At 68.1% G+C, this 19,238-nt stretch carries 14 protein-coding genes; 7 read left to right on the top strand and 7 right to left on the bottom strand.

Going from position 1 to position 19,238, the window contains the following annotated elements; translation table 11 throughout:
• The first annotated feature begins 76 nt into the window (after positions 1-76).
• The 5 genes from ACFOLC_RS09195 to ppx all read left to right on the top strand — a co-directional run bounded on the left by ACFOLC_RS09195 (position 77) and on the right by ppx (position 7,706).
• On the top strand, positions 77-1,726 hold the full coding sequence (locus ACFOLC_RS09195) for a M48 family metalloprotease (protein WP_449284294.1): 1,650 nt from the start codon (positions 77-79) through the stop codon (positions 1,724-1,726).
• Positions 1,727-1,845: 119 nt separating this feature from the next.
• Positions 1,846-2,553 carry a phosphate regulon transcriptional regulator PhoB gene (phoB, locus tag ACFOLC_RS09190; protein ID WP_386758938.1) on the top strand — a complete coding sequence of 236 codons (708 nt, stop codon included), beginning with the start codon at positions 1,846-1,848 and terminating at the stop codon, positions 2,551-2,553.
• A gap of 142 nt (positions 2,554-2,695) precedes the next feature.
• Positions 2,696-4,030: a phosphate regulon sensor histidine kinase PhoR gene (phoR, locus tag ACFOLC_RS09185; RefSeq protein ID WP_386758937.1), complete on the top strand. Its 1,335-nt coding sequence runs from the start codon at positions 2,696-2,698 to the stop codon at positions 4,028-4,030.
• Positions 4,027-6,117: a polyphosphate kinase 1 gene (gene ppk1, locus ACFOLC_RS09180; RefSeq protein WP_386758936.1), complete on the top strand. Its 2,091-nt coding sequence runs from the start codon at positions 4,027-4,029 to the stop codon at positions 6,115-6,117. Before phoR ends, ppk1 begins: the two co-directional genes overlap by 4 nt.
• A 59-nt stretch (positions 6,118-6,176) precedes the next feature.
• Entirely contained in the window at positions 6,177-7,706 is a 1,530-nt protein-coding gene (ppx, locus tag ACFOLC_RS09175) for an exopolyphosphatase (RefSeq protein ID WP_386758935.1), read from the top strand.
• Between the two features lie 484 nt (positions 7,707-8,190).
• Here ppx and mdoH read toward each other — a convergent pair whose 3' ends face one another.
• Entirely contained in the window at positions 8,191-10,104 is a 1,914-nt protein-coding gene (gene mdoH / locus ACFOLC_RS09170) for a glucans biosynthesis glucosyltransferase MdoH (RefSeq protein ID WP_386759040.1), read from the bottom strand.
• Positions 10,101-11,627, bottom strand: coding sequence for a glucan biosynthesis protein (locus tag ACFOLC_RS09165; RefSeq protein ID WP_386758934.1), 1,527 nt, complete (start codon positions 11,625-11,627; stop codon positions 10,101-10,103). The genes mdoH and ACFOLC_RS09165 overlap by 4 nt, the downstream gene beginning before the upstream one ends.
• A gap of 206 nt (positions 11,628-11,833) precedes the next feature.
• Here ACFOLC_RS09165 and ACFOLC_RS09160 point away from each other — a divergent pair, with 206 nt between their 5' ends.
• Both ACFOLC_RS09160 and ACFOLC_RS09155 read left to right on the top strand, forming a co-directional pair.
• The gene (locus tag ACFOLC_RS09160) at positions 11,834-13,003 is read left to right on the top strand and encodes a glycosyltransferase family 4 protein (RefSeq protein ID WP_386758933.1); all 1,170 of its coding nucleotides are present in this window, start codon (positions 11,834-11,836) and stop codon (positions 13,001-13,003) included.
• Complete coding sequence (locus ACFOLC_RS09155; RefSeq protein WP_386758932.1) at positions 13,000-13,566, top strand: phosphatase PAP2 family protein; 567 nt, start codon at positions 13,000-13,002, stop codon at positions 13,564-13,566. Before ACFOLC_RS09160 ends, ACFOLC_RS09155 begins: the two co-directional genes overlap by 4 nt.
• A gap of 416 nt (positions 13,567-13,982) precedes the next feature.
• On the opposite strand, the gene ACFOLC_RS09150 is transcribed toward ACFOLC_RS09155, so the two are convergent.
• The 5 genes from ACFOLC_RS09150 to creB form a co-directional block, all read right to left on the bottom strand.
• Positions 13,983-14,879 carry a carbon-nitrogen hydrolase family protein gene (locus tag ACFOLC_RS09150; protein ID WP_386758931.1) on the bottom strand — a complete coding sequence of 299 codons (897 nt, stop codon included), beginning with the start codon at positions 14,877-14,879 and terminating at the stop codon, positions 13,983-13,985.
• 8 nt (positions 14,880-14,887) lie between these two features.
• The gene (locus tag ACFOLC_RS09145) at positions 14,888-15,514 is read right to left on the bottom strand and encodes a GNAT family N-acetyltransferase (RefSeq protein ID WP_386758930.1); all 627 of its coding nucleotides are present in this window, start codon (positions 15,512-15,514) and stop codon (positions 14,888-14,890) included.
• Positions 15,515-15,644: 130 nt separating this feature from the next.
• The gene (gene creD / locus ACFOLC_RS09140; RefSeq protein ID WP_386758929.1) at positions 15,645-16,997 is read right to left on the bottom strand and encodes a cell envelope integrity protein CreD; all 1,353 of its coding nucleotides are present in this window, start codon (positions 16,995-16,997) and stop codon (positions 15,645-15,647) included.
• Between the two features lie 103 nt (positions 16,998-17,100).
• Positions 17,101-18,528, bottom strand: coding sequence for a two-component system sensor histidine kinase CreC (creC, locus tag ACFOLC_RS09135; RefSeq protein WP_386758928.1), 1,428 nt, complete (start codon positions 18,526-18,528; stop codon positions 17,101-17,103).
• A gap of 10 nt (positions 18,529-18,538) precedes the next feature.
• The gene (gene creB, locus ACFOLC_RS09130; RefSeq protein WP_386758927.1) at positions 18,539-19,210 is read right to left on the bottom strand and encodes a two-component system response regulator CreB; all 672 of its coding nucleotides are present in this window, start codon (positions 19,208-19,210) and stop codon (positions 18,539-18,541) included.
• Positions 19,211-19,238 lie beyond the last annotated feature (28 nt).

Genomic DNA, 19,238 nt, shown 5'->3' with positions numbered 1-19,238 from the left:
CCGGCCCGAAGGCCTGCCCCCATCCTGCCGGCAGCGTCACGTGCCACCAAGAACCGCCCTTGAGGGGACCTACAGCTTGCGCCGCATCGCCCTGCTCACTGCCGCCATCACCCTCGCCGTCGCCAGCCTGTGCGCACCGGCGCAGGAGTCGAGCCTGCCCGACATCGGCTCCTCCGCCGGCGAATTGCTGACGCCAAGTCAGCAGGGGGAATACGGCGCGATGATGCTGGCGCAGCTGCGCCACTACGACTATCTGCTCGAGGACCCGCTGATCGACAGCTGGCTCGACACCCTCGGCACGCGCCTGGCCGCCAACAGTGACCGGCCACGCCAGCCGTTCACCTTCTTCATGCTGCGCGAGCGGCAGATCAATGCCTTCGCCACCCTGGGCGGCTACATCGGCGTCAATTCCGGCCTGGTGCTGGCCGCCGAGCGCGAGGACGAGGTCGCCGGTGTGATCGCCCACGAAATCGCCCACGTCACCCAGCAACACGTCCTGCGCGGTGTCGAGCGCGCCCAGCGTGACCAGTTGCCGATCCTGCTGGCGATGCTTGGCGCGATCGTCGCCGCCCAGGCCGCCGGTGGCAATTCCTCCGACGACGCCGCGCAGGCGGCGATGGCCGGTGCGATGGGCCTGATGCAGCAGCGCCAGATCGACTACACCCGCTCCAACGAATCGGAGGCCGACCGCCTCGGCATCCAGACCCTGAACCGCAGCGACTACGACCCGATGGCGATGGCGGACTTCTTCGCCACCATGCAGGCGCGCTCGCGCAGCAACGGCGCCAACTACTGGGGCGAAGCGCCCGACTGGCTGATGACCCACCCGGTCACCATCACCCGCATCACCGAGGCCAAGGACCGTGCGCAGCGGATGCGCCGCGAATCGGGCACCAGCGAGGTGTGCGTGCGCGACCCGGACGGTCCGGCGCAGTGCCGGCGCGACACTGCCGCGAAGCCGCAGTTCGGCAGCGACGGCGTGCTCAACCCGCTGCTGCCGAAGCACATCACGACCGACCTGAGTGCGGCCGTCACGACCGGCACCACCGGCCGCTTCGAATACGCCCGCGAACGCCTGCGCGTGTTCAGCGCCAACACCCCGCAGGACGCGATCCGCGAGTACGAGCGGATCGGCAACGGCGGCAAGCTCGACGACGCGCAACGGTATGGCTCGTCGCTGGCGCGGCTGCGGGCCAACCAGGCCGCGACCGCAGTGCCGGTGCTGGCGGAGTTGCTCGCCAGGCATCCGGGCGACAGCTGGCTGACCCTGGCCCTGGCCGAGGCCGAGGCGAAAACCGGCAAGGCGGCCGCGGCCGATGCCCGCTTCGAGGCGTTGCTGCGGCAGACCCCAAACAACCGCGCCGTGGCGCTGACCTACGCCCAGGTGCTCGGCGAACGCAACACCGTCGACGCCGGCAAGCGCGCGCAGGCGGTGCTGCGACCGCTGCTGGGCAACTCCGGTGACGACGCCGTGTTCCAGCGCGTGTTCGCCCGCGCCTGCGAGATCGCCGGCGACCCGATCCGCGCCGGCGAGGCCTATGCCGAGGCAGCCTATCTCGGCGGCCGCCCGGAGCAGGCGCTGGTGCAGCTGAATACGCTCAAGAAGCGCTCGGACCTGGACTATTACGCCCGCGCCCGCATCGAGGCGCGGATCGCCGCGATCACCCCGACCGTGCTCGAACTCAAGCGTCAGGGCATCCGCGACGAGGACCTGCGCCGCCGCTAGACGCTGCGCGATGCCGGCGTCCACACGACCGCGGCGTGACGCTGTCATGCCGCCGTCACAAAACGGTAGTGTACTGGCGCGGCTTCAAGGACCTTCCAGTCTCTTCCCCCGGTGACCGTGTGCAGAAGCGCATCCTGATTGTTGAAGACGAACCCGCGATCCGCGACATGGTGTCGTTCGCCCTGCGCAAGGGCGAGTACGACCCGGTCCATGCCGGCGATGCCCGCGAGGCGCAGGCGGCCATCGCCGACCGCGTGCCCGACCTGATCCTGCTCGACTGGATGCTGCCCGGCACCAGCGGCCTGGAACTGGCCCGGCGCTGGCGCAAGGAACAGCTCACCCGCGAGGTGCCGATCATCATGCTGACCGCGCGCGGCGAGGAGAACGACCGCGTCGGCGGGCTCGAGGCGGGCGTCGACGACTATGTCGTGAAACCCTTTTCCGCCCGCGAACTGCTGGCCCGCATCCGCGCGGTGCTGCGCCGCTCGCGCGAGGACGACGAGGACGGCAGCGTCGGCATCGGTTCGCTGCGCATCGACGGCGCCGCCCACCGTGTGTTCGCCCAGGCCGACGGCAGCGACCAGCCGGTGCAGATCGGCCCGACCGAATACCGCCTGCTGCATTTCTTCATGACCCACCCCGAGCGCGTGTACTCGCGCACGCAACTGCTCGATCATGTCTGGGGCGGTAGCGTCTACGTCGAGGAGCGCACCGTCGACGTGCACATCCGCCGCTTGCGCAAGACCCTGGAACCGCACCAGCTCGATGGCATGGTGCAGACCGTGCGCGGCGCCGGTTACCGCTTCTCCGCCTCGCTGGCGGCATGACACGCAGGAGGCCGACGATGCCTCCCGCCCCCTTTCATTCGCGACGCAGTGGGCACTGCGCGCCACTGCCGGCTGGCGGTGGCGCGCTTCCCTGCTACGCTCGGAATGCACCTGATCACCTGGGTTACTAGTCTTCTTGGCCATGCCACCCCGCGCCCGCTTCGCCTGGTTTCGCACCCTCGGCCAACTCGCCCTGATCCTGGCCGTCGCCGCCATCGTCGGCGTGCTGATCGGTCATCCGTGGCCGGTGGTGACGCTGGCTGCACTGGGCGTGGTCGCCTGGCACTACTGGCGGCTGCGCAACGTGCTGCTGCGGCTGACCGCACGACAGCGGCTGACACCGCCGCTCGGTGAGGGCATCTGGAACGAGCTTGACCGCCTGCTGCACCGCAGCCAGTCGGAGATGCGCGGCCGCAAGAAGCGCCTGATCGAGATGCTGCGCGCCTACCGCGCCGCCGCCGCGGCCCTGCCCGATGCGATCGTGGTGGTCGAACGCAACAGCCAGCGCATCGCGTGGTTCAACGAGGCCGCGACCGGCCTGTTCGGCCTGCACTACCCGCGCGATATCGGCGCGCCGCTGGTGCAGCGCCTGCAACCGCTGCAGCTGGCGCACTGGCTGGCGGCGGGGCGCAACGCCGAGGCGCTGGAGGTGACCTCGCCCTGGAATCCAGCGGTCACCCTGAGCCTGCGCCTGATCCCCTACTCGGACGACCTGTGGCTGCTGGTCGCGCGCGACGTCAGCCGCCTGCTGCAACTGGAGCAGATGCGCCGCGATTTCGTCGCCAACGTCTCGCACGAACTGCGCACGCCGCTGACCGTGGTCCACGGCTACCTCGACATGCTCGACCCGAGCGAGCACCCGGACTGGGCGCCGATGCTGGCCGAGATGCAGCGCCAGTCGCAGCGCATGACCCAGCTGGTCGAGGACCTGCTGATGCTGTCGCGGCTGGAATCGCAGGACAGCCTGCCCGGCGAGGAAACCGTGGCGATGGCGCCGATGCTGTCCACGCTCAAACGCGAAGCCGCGGCCTTGAGCCAGGGCCGCCACGAGATCACCGTGGAAGACAGCGCCGGCGTCGACCTGTGGGGTTCCAACAAGGAACTGCACAGCGCCTTCTCCAACCTGGTCGGCAACGCGATCCGTTACACCCCGGCCGGCGGCAGCATCCGTGTGCGCTTCCGTCCGGAGGCGCACGGCCGCGGCGTCGTGCTCGAGGTCGCCGACAGCGGCTATGGCATCCCGCCCGCGCACCTGCCGCGTATCACCGAGCGCTTCTATCGCGTCTCCACCAGCCGCTCGCGCGAGAGCGGCGGCACCGGCCTGGGCCTGTCGATCGTCAAGCACGTGCTGAACCTGCACCAGGCGCGGCTGGAAATCTCCAGCGAGGTCGGGCGCGGCAGCACTTTCTCCTGCCATTTCGGCGCCGAACGCGTGCGCCGGCGCGATGATTTCGCGCTGTCCGAGGCTTTGCCATGAATGCCGCCGCCGTAGACACCGCCACCCTCGACACCGATCCGCTGCGCGACAGCAACCTGTACTTCAACCGCGAGCTGTCGCAGCTTGACTTCAATTTCCGCGTGCTGGCACAGGCGCAGGACCCGCAGGTGCCGCTGCTCGAACGCCTGCGCTACCTGTGCATCTCCTGCACCAACCTCGACGAATTCTTCGAGATCCGCGCCGGCACCCTGCGCCATGCCCAGGACCTGGGCCTCGCCCCCGGCGCCGACGGCCTGCCACCGGCGACCGTGCTGTCGCGCATCCATGACCGCGCCGCCGAGCTGGTGAAGGCGCAGTACGAATGCTGGAACGAGATACTGCGCCCGGCCTTGGGCGACGCCGGCGTGCGCGTGCTCAGCCGCGACGCCTGGGACGAGCGCCAGACGCAATGGCTGCGCGCCTATTTCCGCGACGAGATCATGCCGGTGCTGTCGCCGCTCGGCCTCGATCCAGCGCACCCGTTCCCGAAGATCCTCAACAAGTCGTTGAACATCGTCGTGGTGCTGGAGGGCAAGGACGCGTTCGGCCGCGCCGGCCATCTTGCGATCGTGCGCGCGCCGCGCTCGCTGCCGCGCATCATCCAGCTGCCGGAGTCGATCTCCGGCGGGCCGCACGATTTCGTGTTCCTGTCCTCGGTGCTGTCGGTGTTCGTCGACGAGCTGTTCCCGGGGATGAAGGTCAAGGGTGCCTATCAATTCCGCGTCACCCGCAATTCCGAGCTGATCGTCGACGAGGACGAGGTCGAGAACCTAGCGCTGGCACTGCGCGACGAGCTGGTCGGGCGCGGCTACCTGCGCGCGATGCGGCTGGAGATCGCCGAGCAGTGTCCGCCCCCGATCGTGCGCACGCTGCTGGAAAACTTCGACCTGCCCGAGAACGCGGTCTACCGCATCAACGGCCCGGTCAATCTCAACCGCGTGATCCAGGTCTACGACCTGGTACAGCGCCCGGAGCTGAAGTTCCCGCCGTTCCAGCCGCGCCTGCTGCGCGACAGCGAAACCATCTTCGATCGCATCAGCGACGGCGACGTGCTGCTGCACCACCCGTTCGACTCGTTCGCGCCGGTGCTTGAGCTGATCAAGCAGGCCGCTGAAGACCCCAACGTACTGGCGATCAAGCAGACCCTGTACCGCGCCGGCAAGGACTCGCCGATCGTCGAGCAGTTGGTGCAGGCCGCGCGCAACGGCAAGGACGTGACCGTGGTGGTCGAACTGCGCGCGCGCTTCGACGAGGAGGCCAACCTCGGCCTCGCCGACCGCCTGCAGGACGCCGGCGTGCAGGTGGTGTACGGCGTGGTCGGCTACAAGACCCACGCCAAGATGCTGCTGATCGTGCGCCGCGAGGGCCGCAAGCTGCGCCGCTACGTGCACCTGGGCACCGGCAACTACCACAGCGGCACCGCGCGCGTGTACACCGACTTCGGCCTGCTCACCGCCGATCCCGACATCGGCGCCGACGTCCACCAGATCTTCCAGCAGCTGTCGGGGCTGGCACCGCTGATCAAGCTCAAGCGCCTGCTGCAGTCGCCCTTCACCCTGCACGCCGGCGTGCTCAAGCGCATCGACCGCGAGACCCGCCACGCCAAGGCCGGCAAGCCGGCCCGCATCATCGCCAAGATGAACGCCCTCAACGAGCCGCAGGTGATCCGCGCGCTCTACCTGGCCTCGCAGGCCGGCGTGCAGATCGACCTGATCGTGCGCGGCGCCTGCACCCTGCGCCCGGGCCTGCCGGGCATCTCCGACAACATCCGGGTGCGCTCGATCGTCGGCCGCTTCCTCGAACACCACCGCGTCTACTGGTTCGGCAACGACGGCGATCCCGACCTGTTCTGCTCCAGCGCCGACTGGCTGGAGCGCAACCTGCTGCGCCGGGTCGAGACCGGTTTCCCGATCCTGGTGCCGGAGCTGGCCGCGCGCGTCTTTGATGAGGCGCTGGCCAATTACCTGGCCGACAACCTCAACGCCTGGGAGCTGCAATCGGACGGCGGCTACCGGCGCGTGACCCCGCAGGGCGATGCCCCACCGCATTCGGCACAGGCCTCGCTGCTGGCCGACCTCTGCGGATGAAGGACGGCCGGGCGCTGCCGAGATGGACGTGGCCGCACCCGACCGTGGATCATTTGCTGATGAGTGATACCTACCCCACCAGCAAGCTGCCGCTGTCGGACGGCGATTTGCTGGCCGCCGTCGACCTGGGCTCCAACAGTTTCCACATGGTGGTCGCGCGCTACGTGCTCGGCCAGCTGCGCATCGTCGACCGGCTGCGCGAGACCGTGCGCCTGGCCGAGGGCCTGGACCGCAAGGGCGGGCTCGCCCCCGAGGTGCGCCAGCGCGCGATCGACTGCCTGGCCCGCTTCGGCCAGCGCATCCGCGACATCCCGCCGCAGCGCGTGCGTGCCATCGCCACCAACACCGTGCGCCGCCTGGCAGCACCGCAAGCATTCCTGATGCCGGCCGAAACCGCGCTGGGCCACGCCATCGAAATCGTCGCCGGCCGCGAGGAGGCGCGCCTGATCTACCTCGGCGTCGCCCACGCGCAGCCGTCCAAGCCCGGCGAGCTGCGCATGGTGATCGACATCGGCGGCGGCTCGACCGAATGCATCATCGGCTCCGGCTTCGAGGCGATCGAGCGCGAAAGCCTGCAGCTGGGCTGCATCGCCACCACCCGCCGGTTCTTCGAGAACGGCAAGCTGTCGAAGAAGAAATGGCGCGAGGCGCTGACCGAGGTCACCGCCGAATTCCAGCAGTTCGCCGGCACCTACCGCGCACTGGGCTGGGACGAGGCGCTGGGATCATCGGGCACCAACAAGGCGATCGGCGAGATCTGCGCGGCGATGAAGCTGACCAAGGGCGCCGTCACCGCCGAGGCATTGCCGGTATTGCGCGACCGCCTGCTGCAGGCCGACCGCATCGAAGCCATAGACCTGCCCGGGCTGTCCTCCGAGCGGCGCCCGGTGATCGCCGGCGGCGTGCTGATCCTGGAAGCCGCATTCGACGCACTGGGCCTCAAGCGCATGGCGGTGAGCAAGGCGGCGATGCGCGAGGGCGTGCTCTACGACATGCTCGGCCGCGGCGGCGTCGACGACCCGCGCGATGCCTCGGTCGCCGCACTGATGCAGCGCTACGGCATCGACGATGCCCAGGCGCGGCGCGTGGAGGACACCGCCCTGCACCTGTTCGAACAGGTCGCCGACAACTGGCTGCTCGACGCCGACGACCGCCTGATGCTGCAGCGCGCCGCGCGCCTGCACGAGCTTGGCCTCGCCATCGCCCACAGCCAGTACCACGTGCACGGGTCGTACGTGGTCGAGAACTCCGATATCGCCGGTTTCTCGCGTCAGCAGCAGCAGTTCCTCGCCGCGCTGGTGCGCACGCACCGCCGCGGCATCCCCAAGTCGGCGTTCGATGCCCTGCCCGACCGCCTGCTTGCGGCCGTGCGCCGCACCTCTGCACTGCTGCGGCTGTCGGTGCTGCTGCATCGCGCGCACGAAGCGGACCCGATCCCGCAGCTCATCGCCCGTGCCGACGGTAACAGCCTCACCCTGACCGTGTCGAAGCGCTGGCTGGAGTCGCGGCCGCTGATCCGCGCCGACATCGAGGGCGAGCCGCAGGATATGGCGGGACTGGGAATTGCGTTGCGGCTTGAGGCGATTTGAAGGGGCGGCAGGTCTGGTGCTTTTGCTGTTCGTCCACCTGAAGTAAGGCCCGGTCTACTTTTTGCTCGTCATTCCCGCGAAAGCGGGAATCCAAGGACGTTGCTTTCAATGGCTTAAAGGATCTGCGATCCCCAGCCATTGCGCACGGCGCAATGGCGCTCAGTGCCGCGCGAACAGTGGTTCGCAAGCGCGTCCCTTCGCCCCGCTTTCGCGGGGATGACGGCAATGATTCCGCGCTCCCCTAAAGCTACAAGCCCAAGCTTCCGTCCGCTGACGCGGCCGGGTTACTTTCTTTGCTGCCCAAAGAAAGTAACCAAAGAAAGGGCTTTCCTCGACACATCAGCCCCACGATCGGAACGGCTAAGGGGATTTTCCGACTCGCCATCCTGGCTCGGCCGGAAACGGCGTGCATCCATGCACGCCGCCCTTCGGGTCTAGTAGCTGGTCTGGTTGTCGAACTAAAAGCAAAAGCGGCTTGATCCGCCTACTTCTTTATCGCCCTGCGCAATTCCGCCGCCCGCACCAGCACCATGGGGGGGGCGCTTTCCTCCGGGGTCGAGAAGATACCGACGCGTTTGAGCCATTGCCCCGGCGCACGCGCCGAAGTCAGGGCAACGATCGGAATCGCCAGTACCAGGCCGAGGATCACCGGCGCCATCCACGCCGCCAGCGACGGCGAGATCATCCAGGCCATCATGCCGGCGACCACGCCGAGCACGCCCATGCCGCCGTAGCTGCGCAACAGGCTCGACAGCGGCAGGCTGCCGTCGTCGCGACGCTGCGTCTCCCAGCCCGAATCCTTGCCGGCCAACACCTCGGCCACGCCGCGCGACTGCACGTACATCGTCACCGGTGCCATCAGCGCGGCCAGCAGGGTTTCCAGCAGCATGCTGCAGAACGCGCGCACCGTCCCGCCGCAGCCGCGGCGCGTGTCACGGTCCAGGAACAGGGTGAGAAACCCCATCACCTTGGGTGCCAGCAGCACCGACATGGTCAGGATGAACACCCAGACGAAGCGCTCGGGGTCCTGCTCGCGCCAGTAGGCGGTCGGCGAGAAACCCGGCAGGGCCAGGTCGCTCCACACCAGTCCGGCTTTCTGCAGCGGAATGGCCAGGCCGATCAGCATCAGCATCGCCCACATCGGCGCGGTGAAGTAATGGCCGATGCCCATCAGCAGGTGCCAACGGCTGATCCAGTGCAGGCCCTTGGCCGGCAACACGGCGCCGTGCTGCAGGTTGCCCTGGCACCAGCGACGATCGCGGATCAGCATGTCGGTGAGCGACGGCGGGCCTTCCTCGTAACTGCCGGCCAGGCCCGGCACCATGTGCAGCGCCCAACCGCCGCGACGCAGCAGCGCCGCCTCGACAAAGTCGTGACTGAGCACGGTGCCACCGAATGGCTTGAAACCGCGCAGTTCCGGCAGCCCGGCCTGCTCGGCAAAGGCACGGGTGCGGATGATCGCGTTGTGGCCCCAGTAGTTGCTTTCGGCGCCGTGCCACCAGGCCACGCCATGGGCGATCACTGGACCGTACACGCGTCCGGCAAACTGCTGCATACGCCCGAACAGGGTGGTTCCGTTGACGATCATCGGCAAGGTCTGGATCAGGGCGACGTCGGGATGGCGTTCCATCGCACCGGCCAGGCGCACGATGGTCTCGCCGGTCATCAGGCTGTCGGCGTCGAGGATCAGCATCTGTGGGTAGGCACCACCGAAGCGGCGCACCCACTCGGCGACGTTGCCGGCCTTGCGTTCGCTGTTGTCGCTGCGGCGGCGATAGAACAACTGCGCTGGGCCACCGCTGCGCTCACGCAACACGGCGAAGGCCTGCTCCTCGGCAATCTGCACGTCGGGGCGGGTGGTGTCGCTGAGCACGTAGAAATCGAACTGCGACAACTGCCCGGTCGCGCGCACCGACTCGAAGATCGCCTGCAGCCCGGCCAGCAAGCGCTGCGGGTCCTCGTTGTAGGTCGGCATCAGCAAGGCCGTGCGCGAGCTCAGCGTCGGCAATGCGCCTTCGCTCGACAACCCGAGGCGGGCGGCATGACGCGTCACGATAAGGACGAAGCCGGCCAGGGCGCTGACGAATGCCTGCGCGATCCACGCGAACAAGGCGATGAACAGCAACAGCAGCAGGGTCTCCAGCACATCGGTGCCGGCGCCGCGCAGTACCCACCAGATCTGGTAGGCGGCAATCAGCGTCAGCGCGCCGGCGCCGCCGATCACGCAGGCGCGGCGCCAGGCCATGCGACTGGGCGTGGTCGGCAGGACACGATGCTGCAGCGCGCCCTCGCGCAGCGATTGCACCGGCATCTCCAGCGGCGCTTCCGCCGGCAGGTTGGCCAGCTCGGGTACATCGCTCGTGCCGGGCAGCAGCGCCGATGTCGGCGTGACGGTCACAGCGTCCACCGGTACAACCAGGTCTCGGACAAGGCACCGGCGTCGTCGCGCAGCAGCGCGCGCAATTCGATGCTGCGCTCGTTGCCCGGGTGCAGCTCAAAAGCGATGCGCCAGCCACCACCTTCCGGGCTGGCGTGGGCGGTGACGTTGGCGACCTTGCCCTTGTCCCCCGTCACGTCCGCGCGCACGCTTGCTTCGTTGCGAATGCCTTGTAGGCGCCCGCCGGCGACGTCGATCACCACCAGCCTCGCGCCCGGTTTCTTTTCGATGCCACCGATGCGCGTGCGCGTCACCGTCGCCAGCTGCGGCAGCCAGCTGTGCTCGTTGCACCAGTGCAGGCGATAGTCGAAGCGGTGCTCGCGGCCGGCAGCCAGCGGTTGCTTGGGCCGCCAGAACGCGACGATGTTGTCATGGAACTCGTCGGCGGTCGGCAGCTCGAACAGATGCACCGCGCCCTCGCCCCAGTCGCCGCGAGGCTCCACCCACAGGCTCGGACGCTTCTCGTAATGCGCCTCGCTGTCGGCGTAATCGGCGAAGGCGCGCTTGCGTTGCATCAGGCCGAAACCGCGCGGGTTGGTGTCCTGGAAGCCGCTTTCCTGCAGCACCGAGGGGTTGTGCAGCGGTCGCCAGACCTGCTCGCCGTTGCCGTTGATCAGGGCCAGGCCGTCGGAGTCGTGCACCGCGGGGCGATAGTCATCGATGCCAACGCGGTCGTTGGCATCGAACTGGAACATGCTGGTCAACGGGGCGATGCCGGCCTGGGCCAGCGCAACGCGCGGGTACAGACGCATCGTCACGTCGAACACGGTCTGCGTACCCGGCTGGATCACGAAACGGAATGCCGCCGCCGCGCTCGGGCTGTCCATCAGCGCGTGCACGACGACCTGCCCGGCACCACGCGCCGGCTGCTCCAGCCAGAACGCGCGGAACACCGGAAACTCCTCGCCGGCCGGGTCACCGGTCTTCAACGCCAGGCCGCGCGCCGACAATCCGTACGACTGGCCCTTGGCGACCGCGCGGAAATAGCTGGCGCCGAGGAAGGCACAGACCTCGTCGAAATACTCCGGCCGGTTGATCGGCGCATGCAGGCGGAAGCCGGCGTAGCCGAGGTCGTTTTCCTTCGGTGCCGGCGTCCCGTCGAAGGTGAATTGCGCCGGGCGGTACACCACCGGCGTGGCGACCCCGTCGGCCACCGCGTAGACATCGACGCGATCGCGGAAGAAGAAGCCGCGATGGAAGAACTGCGCCTGGAACGGCAACGCCTGCCCACGCCACAGCGCCTGGGCGGGGTTGAAGCGGATGCTGCGGTACTGGTCGTAGCCGATCTTCTCCAGCGACGCCGGCAGCTGCTTGTCCTGGGGATGGAACGGTTGGGCGGCGAGCGCACGCGCCAGTCCGGCCACGGTGTCCGCGCCGAACGGCATCGGGGCGGCAGCCCGCGCCCATGACGACGGCAACCCGGCCCCCACCAACGAAACCAAAGGCCAGGACAGGCCGGCCAGCAACATCTCGCGTCGTTGCACGCGCACTCCTAAAGCGGATGACAGTAAGCACGCGATTGTAGAAAGGCTTTCGTTAACGCCGCCGCGACGTGGAACCCATCCCAGGATGCGCTCCGGCCCGATAACAACAAGTAACCGTTTTCATCGCCCGTCGTCATGCCGGCGTCATCGCATTGCCACCGCCGGTACACTGCGCGCGCGCAGGCTTGCCCAAACCGGAGCCGCGCATGCGCTACGCGATCGTCACCGAGACTTACCCGCCGGAAATCAACGGCGTCGCCCTGACCGTGCAGGGTTTGGAGCAGGGCCTGCGCGCCCGTGGCCACGAGGTCACGCTGGTGCGCCCCCGGCAAGCCGACGAAACGCGAGGCAGCGGGCACGAGATCCTGGTGCGCAGCGCCCCTCTGCCGCGTTACCCCGGCCTGCGCCTGGGCTTGCCGGCCACGCGTCGACTGACTGCCGCCTGGCACGACGCCCCGCCCGATGCGATCTACGTCGCCACCGAGGGCCCGCTCGGCTGGTCGGCGCTGCGTGCGGCGCGGCGCCTGCGCATTCCGGTCGCGACCGGTTTCCACACCCGCTTCGACGAGTACATGCGCGATTACGGCGTGGCCTTCCTGGCGCAGACCGCGCTGCGCTGGATGCGCCGCTTCCACAACGGCGCCGACGCCACCCTGGTGCCGACCCGCGAGCTGGCCGACTTCCTCGAAGCCCAAGGCTTCGACGGTGTGGTGTGCTTGCCGCGCGCGGTCGACACCGTGCTGTTCGACCCCGGCAAGCGCGATGCCACCCTGCGCCGCGAATGGGGCCTGGACGAAGCCGACGTGGCCGCGATCTACGTCGGCCGCATCGCCCCGGAGAAGAACCTCGACCTGGCCGTGCGCGCATTCCGCGAGCTGCGCAAGACCCGGCCGCAGGCGCGCTTCGTCTGGGTCGGCGACGGCCCTGCCCGCGAGAAGCTGCAACGCGACAACCCCGATTTCATCTTCTGCGGCGTGCAGCGCGGCGAGGCGCTCGCCCGACACTTCGCCAGCGGCGACCTGTTCGTGTTCCCCAGTCTCAGCGAGACATTCGGCAACGTCACCCTGGAAGCGCTGGCCAGTGGCGTGCCGACCGTCGCCTTCGACTACGGCGCCGCGCGCGAGTACCTGCGCGATGGCGTGCACGGCGCGGCCCTGGCCGAAAGCGACGAAGCCGGCTTCATCCAGTCCTGCGTGCGCATCGGCGGCGACGACCTCACTCGCCAGGCGATGCGCATGGCCACGCGGCAGGCGGTCAGCGCCCTGCGACCGGACCAGGTCGCCGCTGATTTCGACGCGCTGCTGCAGAACCTGGCCGACGCCAACCGACACGCATCGCAACCAGCCACCCGCCCGGCCGACGAGGAGGTCGCATGAACCGCCTGCCCATGAGTCGCCTGCCCCTGCGCGAACGCCTGGTTGTCGGCGAGTCCGGCTGGTGCCTGCGCGCCAACCGGCTCGGCGAACGCAGCCGTTCGCGCGCCTATTTCGCCGCGGTCAGCCGGCTCGGCGACGGTGTGTTCTGGTACGTGCTGATGGCCGCACTGATCGTGATCGACGGACTCGACGGCCTGACGGCATCCGCACACCTGGCCGCGACCGGAGTGATCGCGCTGAGCCTGTACAAGCTGCTCAAGCGCTGGACACGACGACCGCGGCCGTTCGCCTCCGACGCGCGCATCCACGCCTGGGTGGCGCCGTTGGACGAGTTCAGCTTTCCGTCCGGCCACACCCTGCACGCAGTCGCCTTCACCCTGGTGGCACTCGCGCACTACCCGGTGCTGGCCTGGCTGCTGGTGCCGTTCACCGCCAGCGTCGCGGTCTCGCGCGTGGTGTTGGGGCTGCATTACCCCAGTGACGTGCTCGCCGCGACGGCGATCGGTACCGCACTGGCGACACTGTCGCTGTGGTTGGTACCCGGGGTGTCGCTGTTCGGGTAAGCGGCTGTGAGGTGCGATTGCCTCGATGCGACAAGATTTTCTTTGATGTTCGACAGCCAATCACTTTTCTAGACCCGAAGGGCAGCGTGCATGGATGCACGCTGTTTTCCGACCGAGCCATGGATGGCGAGTCGGAAAATGCCGATACGAACTCCGTCAATGGGATTGATTTGTCGGGGAGGCCGTTTTCTTTGGTCACTTTCTTTTGGGCCAGCAAAAGAAAGTGACCCGGCCGCCGGCAGGCGGACGGAAGCCTTTGAGAAGAGCAACAGCAAAGTGGAACCCTATTTTCACCGGTAAAAGCAACGTCCTTGGATCCCCGCCTGCGCGGGGATGACGAGCAAAAAATCCCTGTGCCTTCGAGCCCCGGTCACCGTATGAAGATGGCGGCAAGGATCCAGGCAGCCCTGCCTGTCTCACCGCGCAAACGCACTCATCTTCGCCCGCTGCACGCTCGGAAAATACTGGCTCGACCAGTCGCGATCATTGGCGACCTGGGCATGGGCGCGGCTGGCCTCCAGCGCGGCGAAATCGAGCGTGGCCACGGCCCAGTGCTGCTCGCCACGGGTCTGCACGATCATGCCGTCGTGCGGCAGGCCGACATCCATCGGTGCGATCAGCGCCGCCTCGCCGGTGTTGACATCCAGCGCCGGGCTCCACGGCGCCACGCCGGCAGTGACCGACTGCGCGACGAAGCAGCGGTTCTCCAGCGCGCGCGCCAGACAACCCACGCGCACGCGGGTCGCGCCAGCCTCGGTGTCGGTGCAGCTGGGCACGATCAGCAGGCGCGCGCCAGCCTCGCACTGGGCGCGCACCGGCAGGGGGAACTCACTGTCGTAGCAGACCGCCACCGCACTGCGCATCGCGCCGGTCTCGAACACCTTCAAGGCATCGCCGGGCTCGATCACGCCAGCTTGCTTCTCGAACCCGGTCAGACGCAGCTTGTCCTGCCAGACGTGACTGCCATCCGGCGCGAAGGCGTAGCTGCGGTTGCGGTAGCGACCGCGGCCCACGTCGAGCAGAAAGCTGCCGGCGACCACGTGCATGCGCAGCTCGCGGGCCAGCCGCGCGTACAGATCGAGCCAAGCGGCATGGCAGGCCTGCGTCGCTACCAGCGAGGCGTGCAGATCACCGCGGATGGCCTCGTCAAACGTCGCCCCGAGCTCCAATGACAGATACTCCGGCAAAACGGCCAGTTGCGCGCCCATCGCCTGCGCCTCGGCCAGCCAGCGCGCCTGCTTGTCGGCGTACGCGGCGAAGTCGGGCAACGCATCCGGGCCATCGATCCGGTACTTGGCGACCGCTACTTTCATCGCGCCGCTCATCGACTGCGCTCCAGCGGCCGCAGCCAGAAACCCAGACTGTGCCCAACCTCGCCCTGCCCGACCTCGCGCCACGGCAACGACACGCGCAGTTCGGGCCGCGGGCGGTAGCCGCGCTTGTGCCAGAAGGCCTCGTTGCCACGGTGGAAGGCCGGTCGGCGCGGATCGGCAGCGTCACGCTCGACCGCACAGAACGCAGTCCAGGCGTAATCACCAAAGCCACGCGCGTGTGCCTCGCGCTCGTCGAAGAAGCGGTGGCCGATGCCCCGACCGCGGTAGGACGGCAGCAGCACCGACTCGCCGCAATAGAACACTTCGCGAGGCTCGACCGAGGCGTGCGCGAACGGCGTCAGGAACGCCTCCGACTCGTCGGCCAGCGGCAGGCCGGTGGAAGCACCGATCACCCGGTCGCCGTCGAAGGCAAGCACGGCGATGCTGCGCGGCGACTGCAGGTAAGTGCGCAGGTACAACGCCTCGTAGCCGGCGTCGCCGTCGTAGAGATACGGCCAGTCGCGGAACACGGCGATGCGCAGCCGCGCCAGGTCATCGAGGTAGGGTGCGATCGCAGCGCCGACGAAGCTGCGCACGGCAAGCCCGCGGGCGGTATCCGGAACGGTGGCATCCATGACGTACATCTTATTGAACCCGCCTGCACAGGGGGAGGACGCATCGGGCGCTGCAGCGCAACGCCCGATGCCACGATTAAACCGCTTCAACAAGATGCGGCCGCAGGCAAAGCCTGCGACCGCGTCACTATCAATCACGCGCCGCGGGCCGCGCTCCGGCCAACTGGTACCAGTCGACCTTGCGCGTCACCACCATGATCGCGGCCAGGATCAGGAACAGCAGGCCGGCACCCAGCACCAGCGCGTTGTCCTCCGACACCAGCAGACCGTACAGCGCGGCGTACAGCGTCGCCAGCATCGCCGCGAAGCCAAGGCCTCGGCCTACACTGCGCAGCACCGCGCTCAGGTAAAAGCCGAGCAAGCCGATGCAGGCGACGCTTGCGGCTAGGTAGGCCCAGATGAATTCAATGTGCTCGCTGAGGCTGACCAGCAACAGGAAGAAGATCGCCAGCGCCAGACCGACCAGGCCGTACTGGATCGGGTGGATCGGCAACTGCTTGATCAGCTCCAGCATGAAAAAGCCGACAAAGGTCAGCAGCACGAACAGCAGGCCGTACTTGGTGGCGCGGTCGGCCTGGGTGTAGACGTTGACCGGCTCGATCAGACGCACGCCGACCGCGTCGATGCCGGCCAGGTCGGTCGTCTCGGCCTGTGGACCGCCGGTCACCGGCAGCGTCATGCCTTCCCGGTACTGGCGTTGCGCATTGGTCGCGACCGAAGCGACCTCCCAATCGGCCTTGAAGCCCTGCGGGCCGATCTCATAACGCGGCGACGTACCAACGAAGCTCGGGTGCAGCCAGCCCGACTCGAGAGCGAAGCGATTGCTCTTGCCCAGTGGCACCAGCGCCAGCGACTCGGTACCGCCCAGCAGCAGGTCGAGCTCGCTGTCGAGCACCAGCGTCTGTCCGGCCGTGGGCGCCTCCAGGCGCACGTGCAGGCCGGCACCGTCGCGGCTGCCCAGCCCTTCCTCGACCGCAAGCGCGCGACCATTCACCCGCAACTGTGGTGTCGAGCGCACACCGCGCGCATCGGCGAGGGCGTAGCTCAACCAGGGACGGCCGATGCGGCGGTCACTGGCGGCATCTGCGTCGTCCGGGACTTTCACGTCGAAGCGCGCCTTGGCCTGGGCCTGCCACTCGTACACGCGCACCTCGTGCAGACCACGCTTGCGCGTGCTGGTCTGCATTGGGCCGCGCACGTCGAGGGTGGTCGGGAAGAAAGTCCAATGCCGGGTCTTCTGCCGCCGCACCTTGTGCGCGATGTTGTATTTGTCGGTTTCCTCGACCTCGACGGTCTCGGTGTACGGCACCACCAGCACCGGCCCGGCGAACGACTGCGCACCGGCATAACTGCGCGCGATATCGGCCACCGCCTGCGCGCGGTATTGCTGGCGGTCATGGATGACACCACGGATCATCAACAGCGGAATCAGTATCGCCAGGGTCATCCCCAGCACGATGAATATTTTCAGGGCAAGCCTCATGTCCAACTCCTGTCGTGGTGATGACGGCAGGATCGACAGGTCGTGCGGGGCGATGATGATGCGACGGTGAAGCGAAAGTGAAGTCGGCGGGATTCGCTGGCAGTCAACCCGGCAACGTCAGGCTGGCAACCGCACCACCGCCCTCGCGATTGACCAGCGCCGCTTCGCCGCCGTGCAGGGCCGCGACCTCGGCGACGAAGCACAACCCCAGGCCGCTGCTGCGGCTGCCGTGGCCGGGACGCGGCAGCGAGTAGAAACGCTCGAACACGCGCGCCTGCGCGTAATCGGGAATGCCCGCGCCGCGATCGCGCACTTCCATGCGCTGCCTGTCACCGCTGCACTGCAGGTGCAGCTCGATCGTAGCGCCGGCCGGCGAAAAATCGGCGGCGTTGTCGATCAGATTGACCAGCGCCTGCCGCAACAGGAATGGATCGCCCGGCAGCGTCGGCAGCCCCGGCTCCAGCTCGCAGCACAAGGTCAATCCGGCTTGCACCAGGCGCGGGGCGCACTGCTCGGCGGCCTCCTCGGCGATGGCACCCAGGCTCACCGCTTCGGGTTTGTCGAGCCGCTGGCGGTGCTCGACCGCGGCCAACGCCAGCAGTTTGTCGATCATCTGCGCCAACCGCTCGCTCTGACTGCGGATCGCCGTGGCGAAACGGGTGCGGTCGGCCTCATCGAGCGGACCTTCGAGCAGTTCGGCACTGCCGCGGATCGCCGCCAGCGGACTCTTCATCTCATGGGTCAGCGTGTGCACGTACTGCTCGACGTACTGCTTGCCTTCCAGGCGATCACGCATCGTCTCCAGTGCGCGGCCGAGTTCGCCGAATTCGCCCACCGCCGGCGGCGGTGTCGCCCGCTCGCCAGCGGTGACGGCATGGGCGTAACGGCGCAGCCCGCCGAGTTGGCGCGACAGCCACCACGCCGCGAGCAGGCCGATCAGCAACGACACCCCCAGCAACACCCCGCCCCAGCGCAGCACCACCGCCTGGCTGCGCTCGATGAACGGCGCGATCGTGCGGTTTGGTTTGGCCACCGTCAGCACGCCGATGATGCGGCCACCGGCGTCGCGGATCGGCGCGGCGACGTGCATCACGGTCGAGTCGGGGTCGGCATGATCCACGCGCGTGGACCGCGCGCCGTAGCGGCCTTGCAGGGTCAGGTAGACGTCGTTCCAGCGCGAATAGTCCTTGCCGACATCGCGTCCGCTGCTGTCGAACACCACCCGCCCCTGCGCGTCGGTGACGTAGATACGGTATTGCGAGGAGCGCTTGCCGAAACCCCAGATCCGCGCGCCGTAATCGCGCTGTGCCATCGCCCGCACGCGCTTGGCGAAATCACCCTCGCCGATGCGGCCTTCGACGAAGTCGTCAGTGGCCAGCTCGGCCAGCACGTTGGCGGTGTCGACCAGAGTGTCTTCCATCGCCTGGCGCACGCCCGGCTTCACCTGCGCGACGAATACCTGCGCCAACAGCAGCCCCGCCAACGCGACGATGACGAAGTAACCGAGAAAGATGCGCAGGCCGATGTTCATGTGCGCAGGTTCAGCCCAGTTCGAGCGAATAGCCCAGGCCGCGATGCGTGCGGATCGGGTCGGTGTCGGGCGCCACCTCGCGCAGCTTGGCGCGCAAGGTCTTGATGTGGGTGTCGACGGTGCGGTCGTTGCTGTCCAGCGCGTCGCCCCAGACGCGGTCCATCAACTGTGCCCGCGACAGCACCGCGCCCGGCCGCAGCAGCAACGCAGCCAGCAGGCCATATTCGTAGCGGGTCAGGTCGAGTGGCAGGCCGCGGTAGCGGATGCGCTTGCCGTCGACGTCATGGACAAACCCGTCGCCCGCCCCGGTCGCGGCAGTCGGTTGAGTGCGACGCAACACCACACGTACCCGGGCCACCAGCTCACGCGGCGAGAACGGCTTGGTCACGTAGTCGTCGGCGCCGATCTCCAGACCGAGGATGCGCTCGGCCTCGGCGTTCTGTGCGGTCAGGAAGATCACCGGCAGATCGCGCCCGTGGCGCAATTCCCGACACAGGGCGAAGCCGCCGATGTCCGGCAGGCCGACGTCAAGCACGGCCAGGTCGAAACGCTCGTCCCGGGCCAGACGCAGGGCTTCGCCGCCGGTCAGGCAATGCATCGCCTCGAAACCTTCCGCCCGCAGCGCATGCAGCACGATCGCGGCAATCGCGGTTTCGTCTTCGACCAGCAGGATCCGGGGCATTCGGCCATCGTGGGTGGGGCGCTGCCCG

The organism is Lysobacter cavernae (assembly GCF_042648505.1).
Taxonomy (GTDB): Bacteria; Pseudomonadota; Gammaproteobacteria; order Xanthomonadales; family Xanthomonadaceae; genus Lysobacter_L; species Lysobacter_L cavernae.
This window is presented reverse-complemented; position numbering and strand designations above follow the sequence as displayed.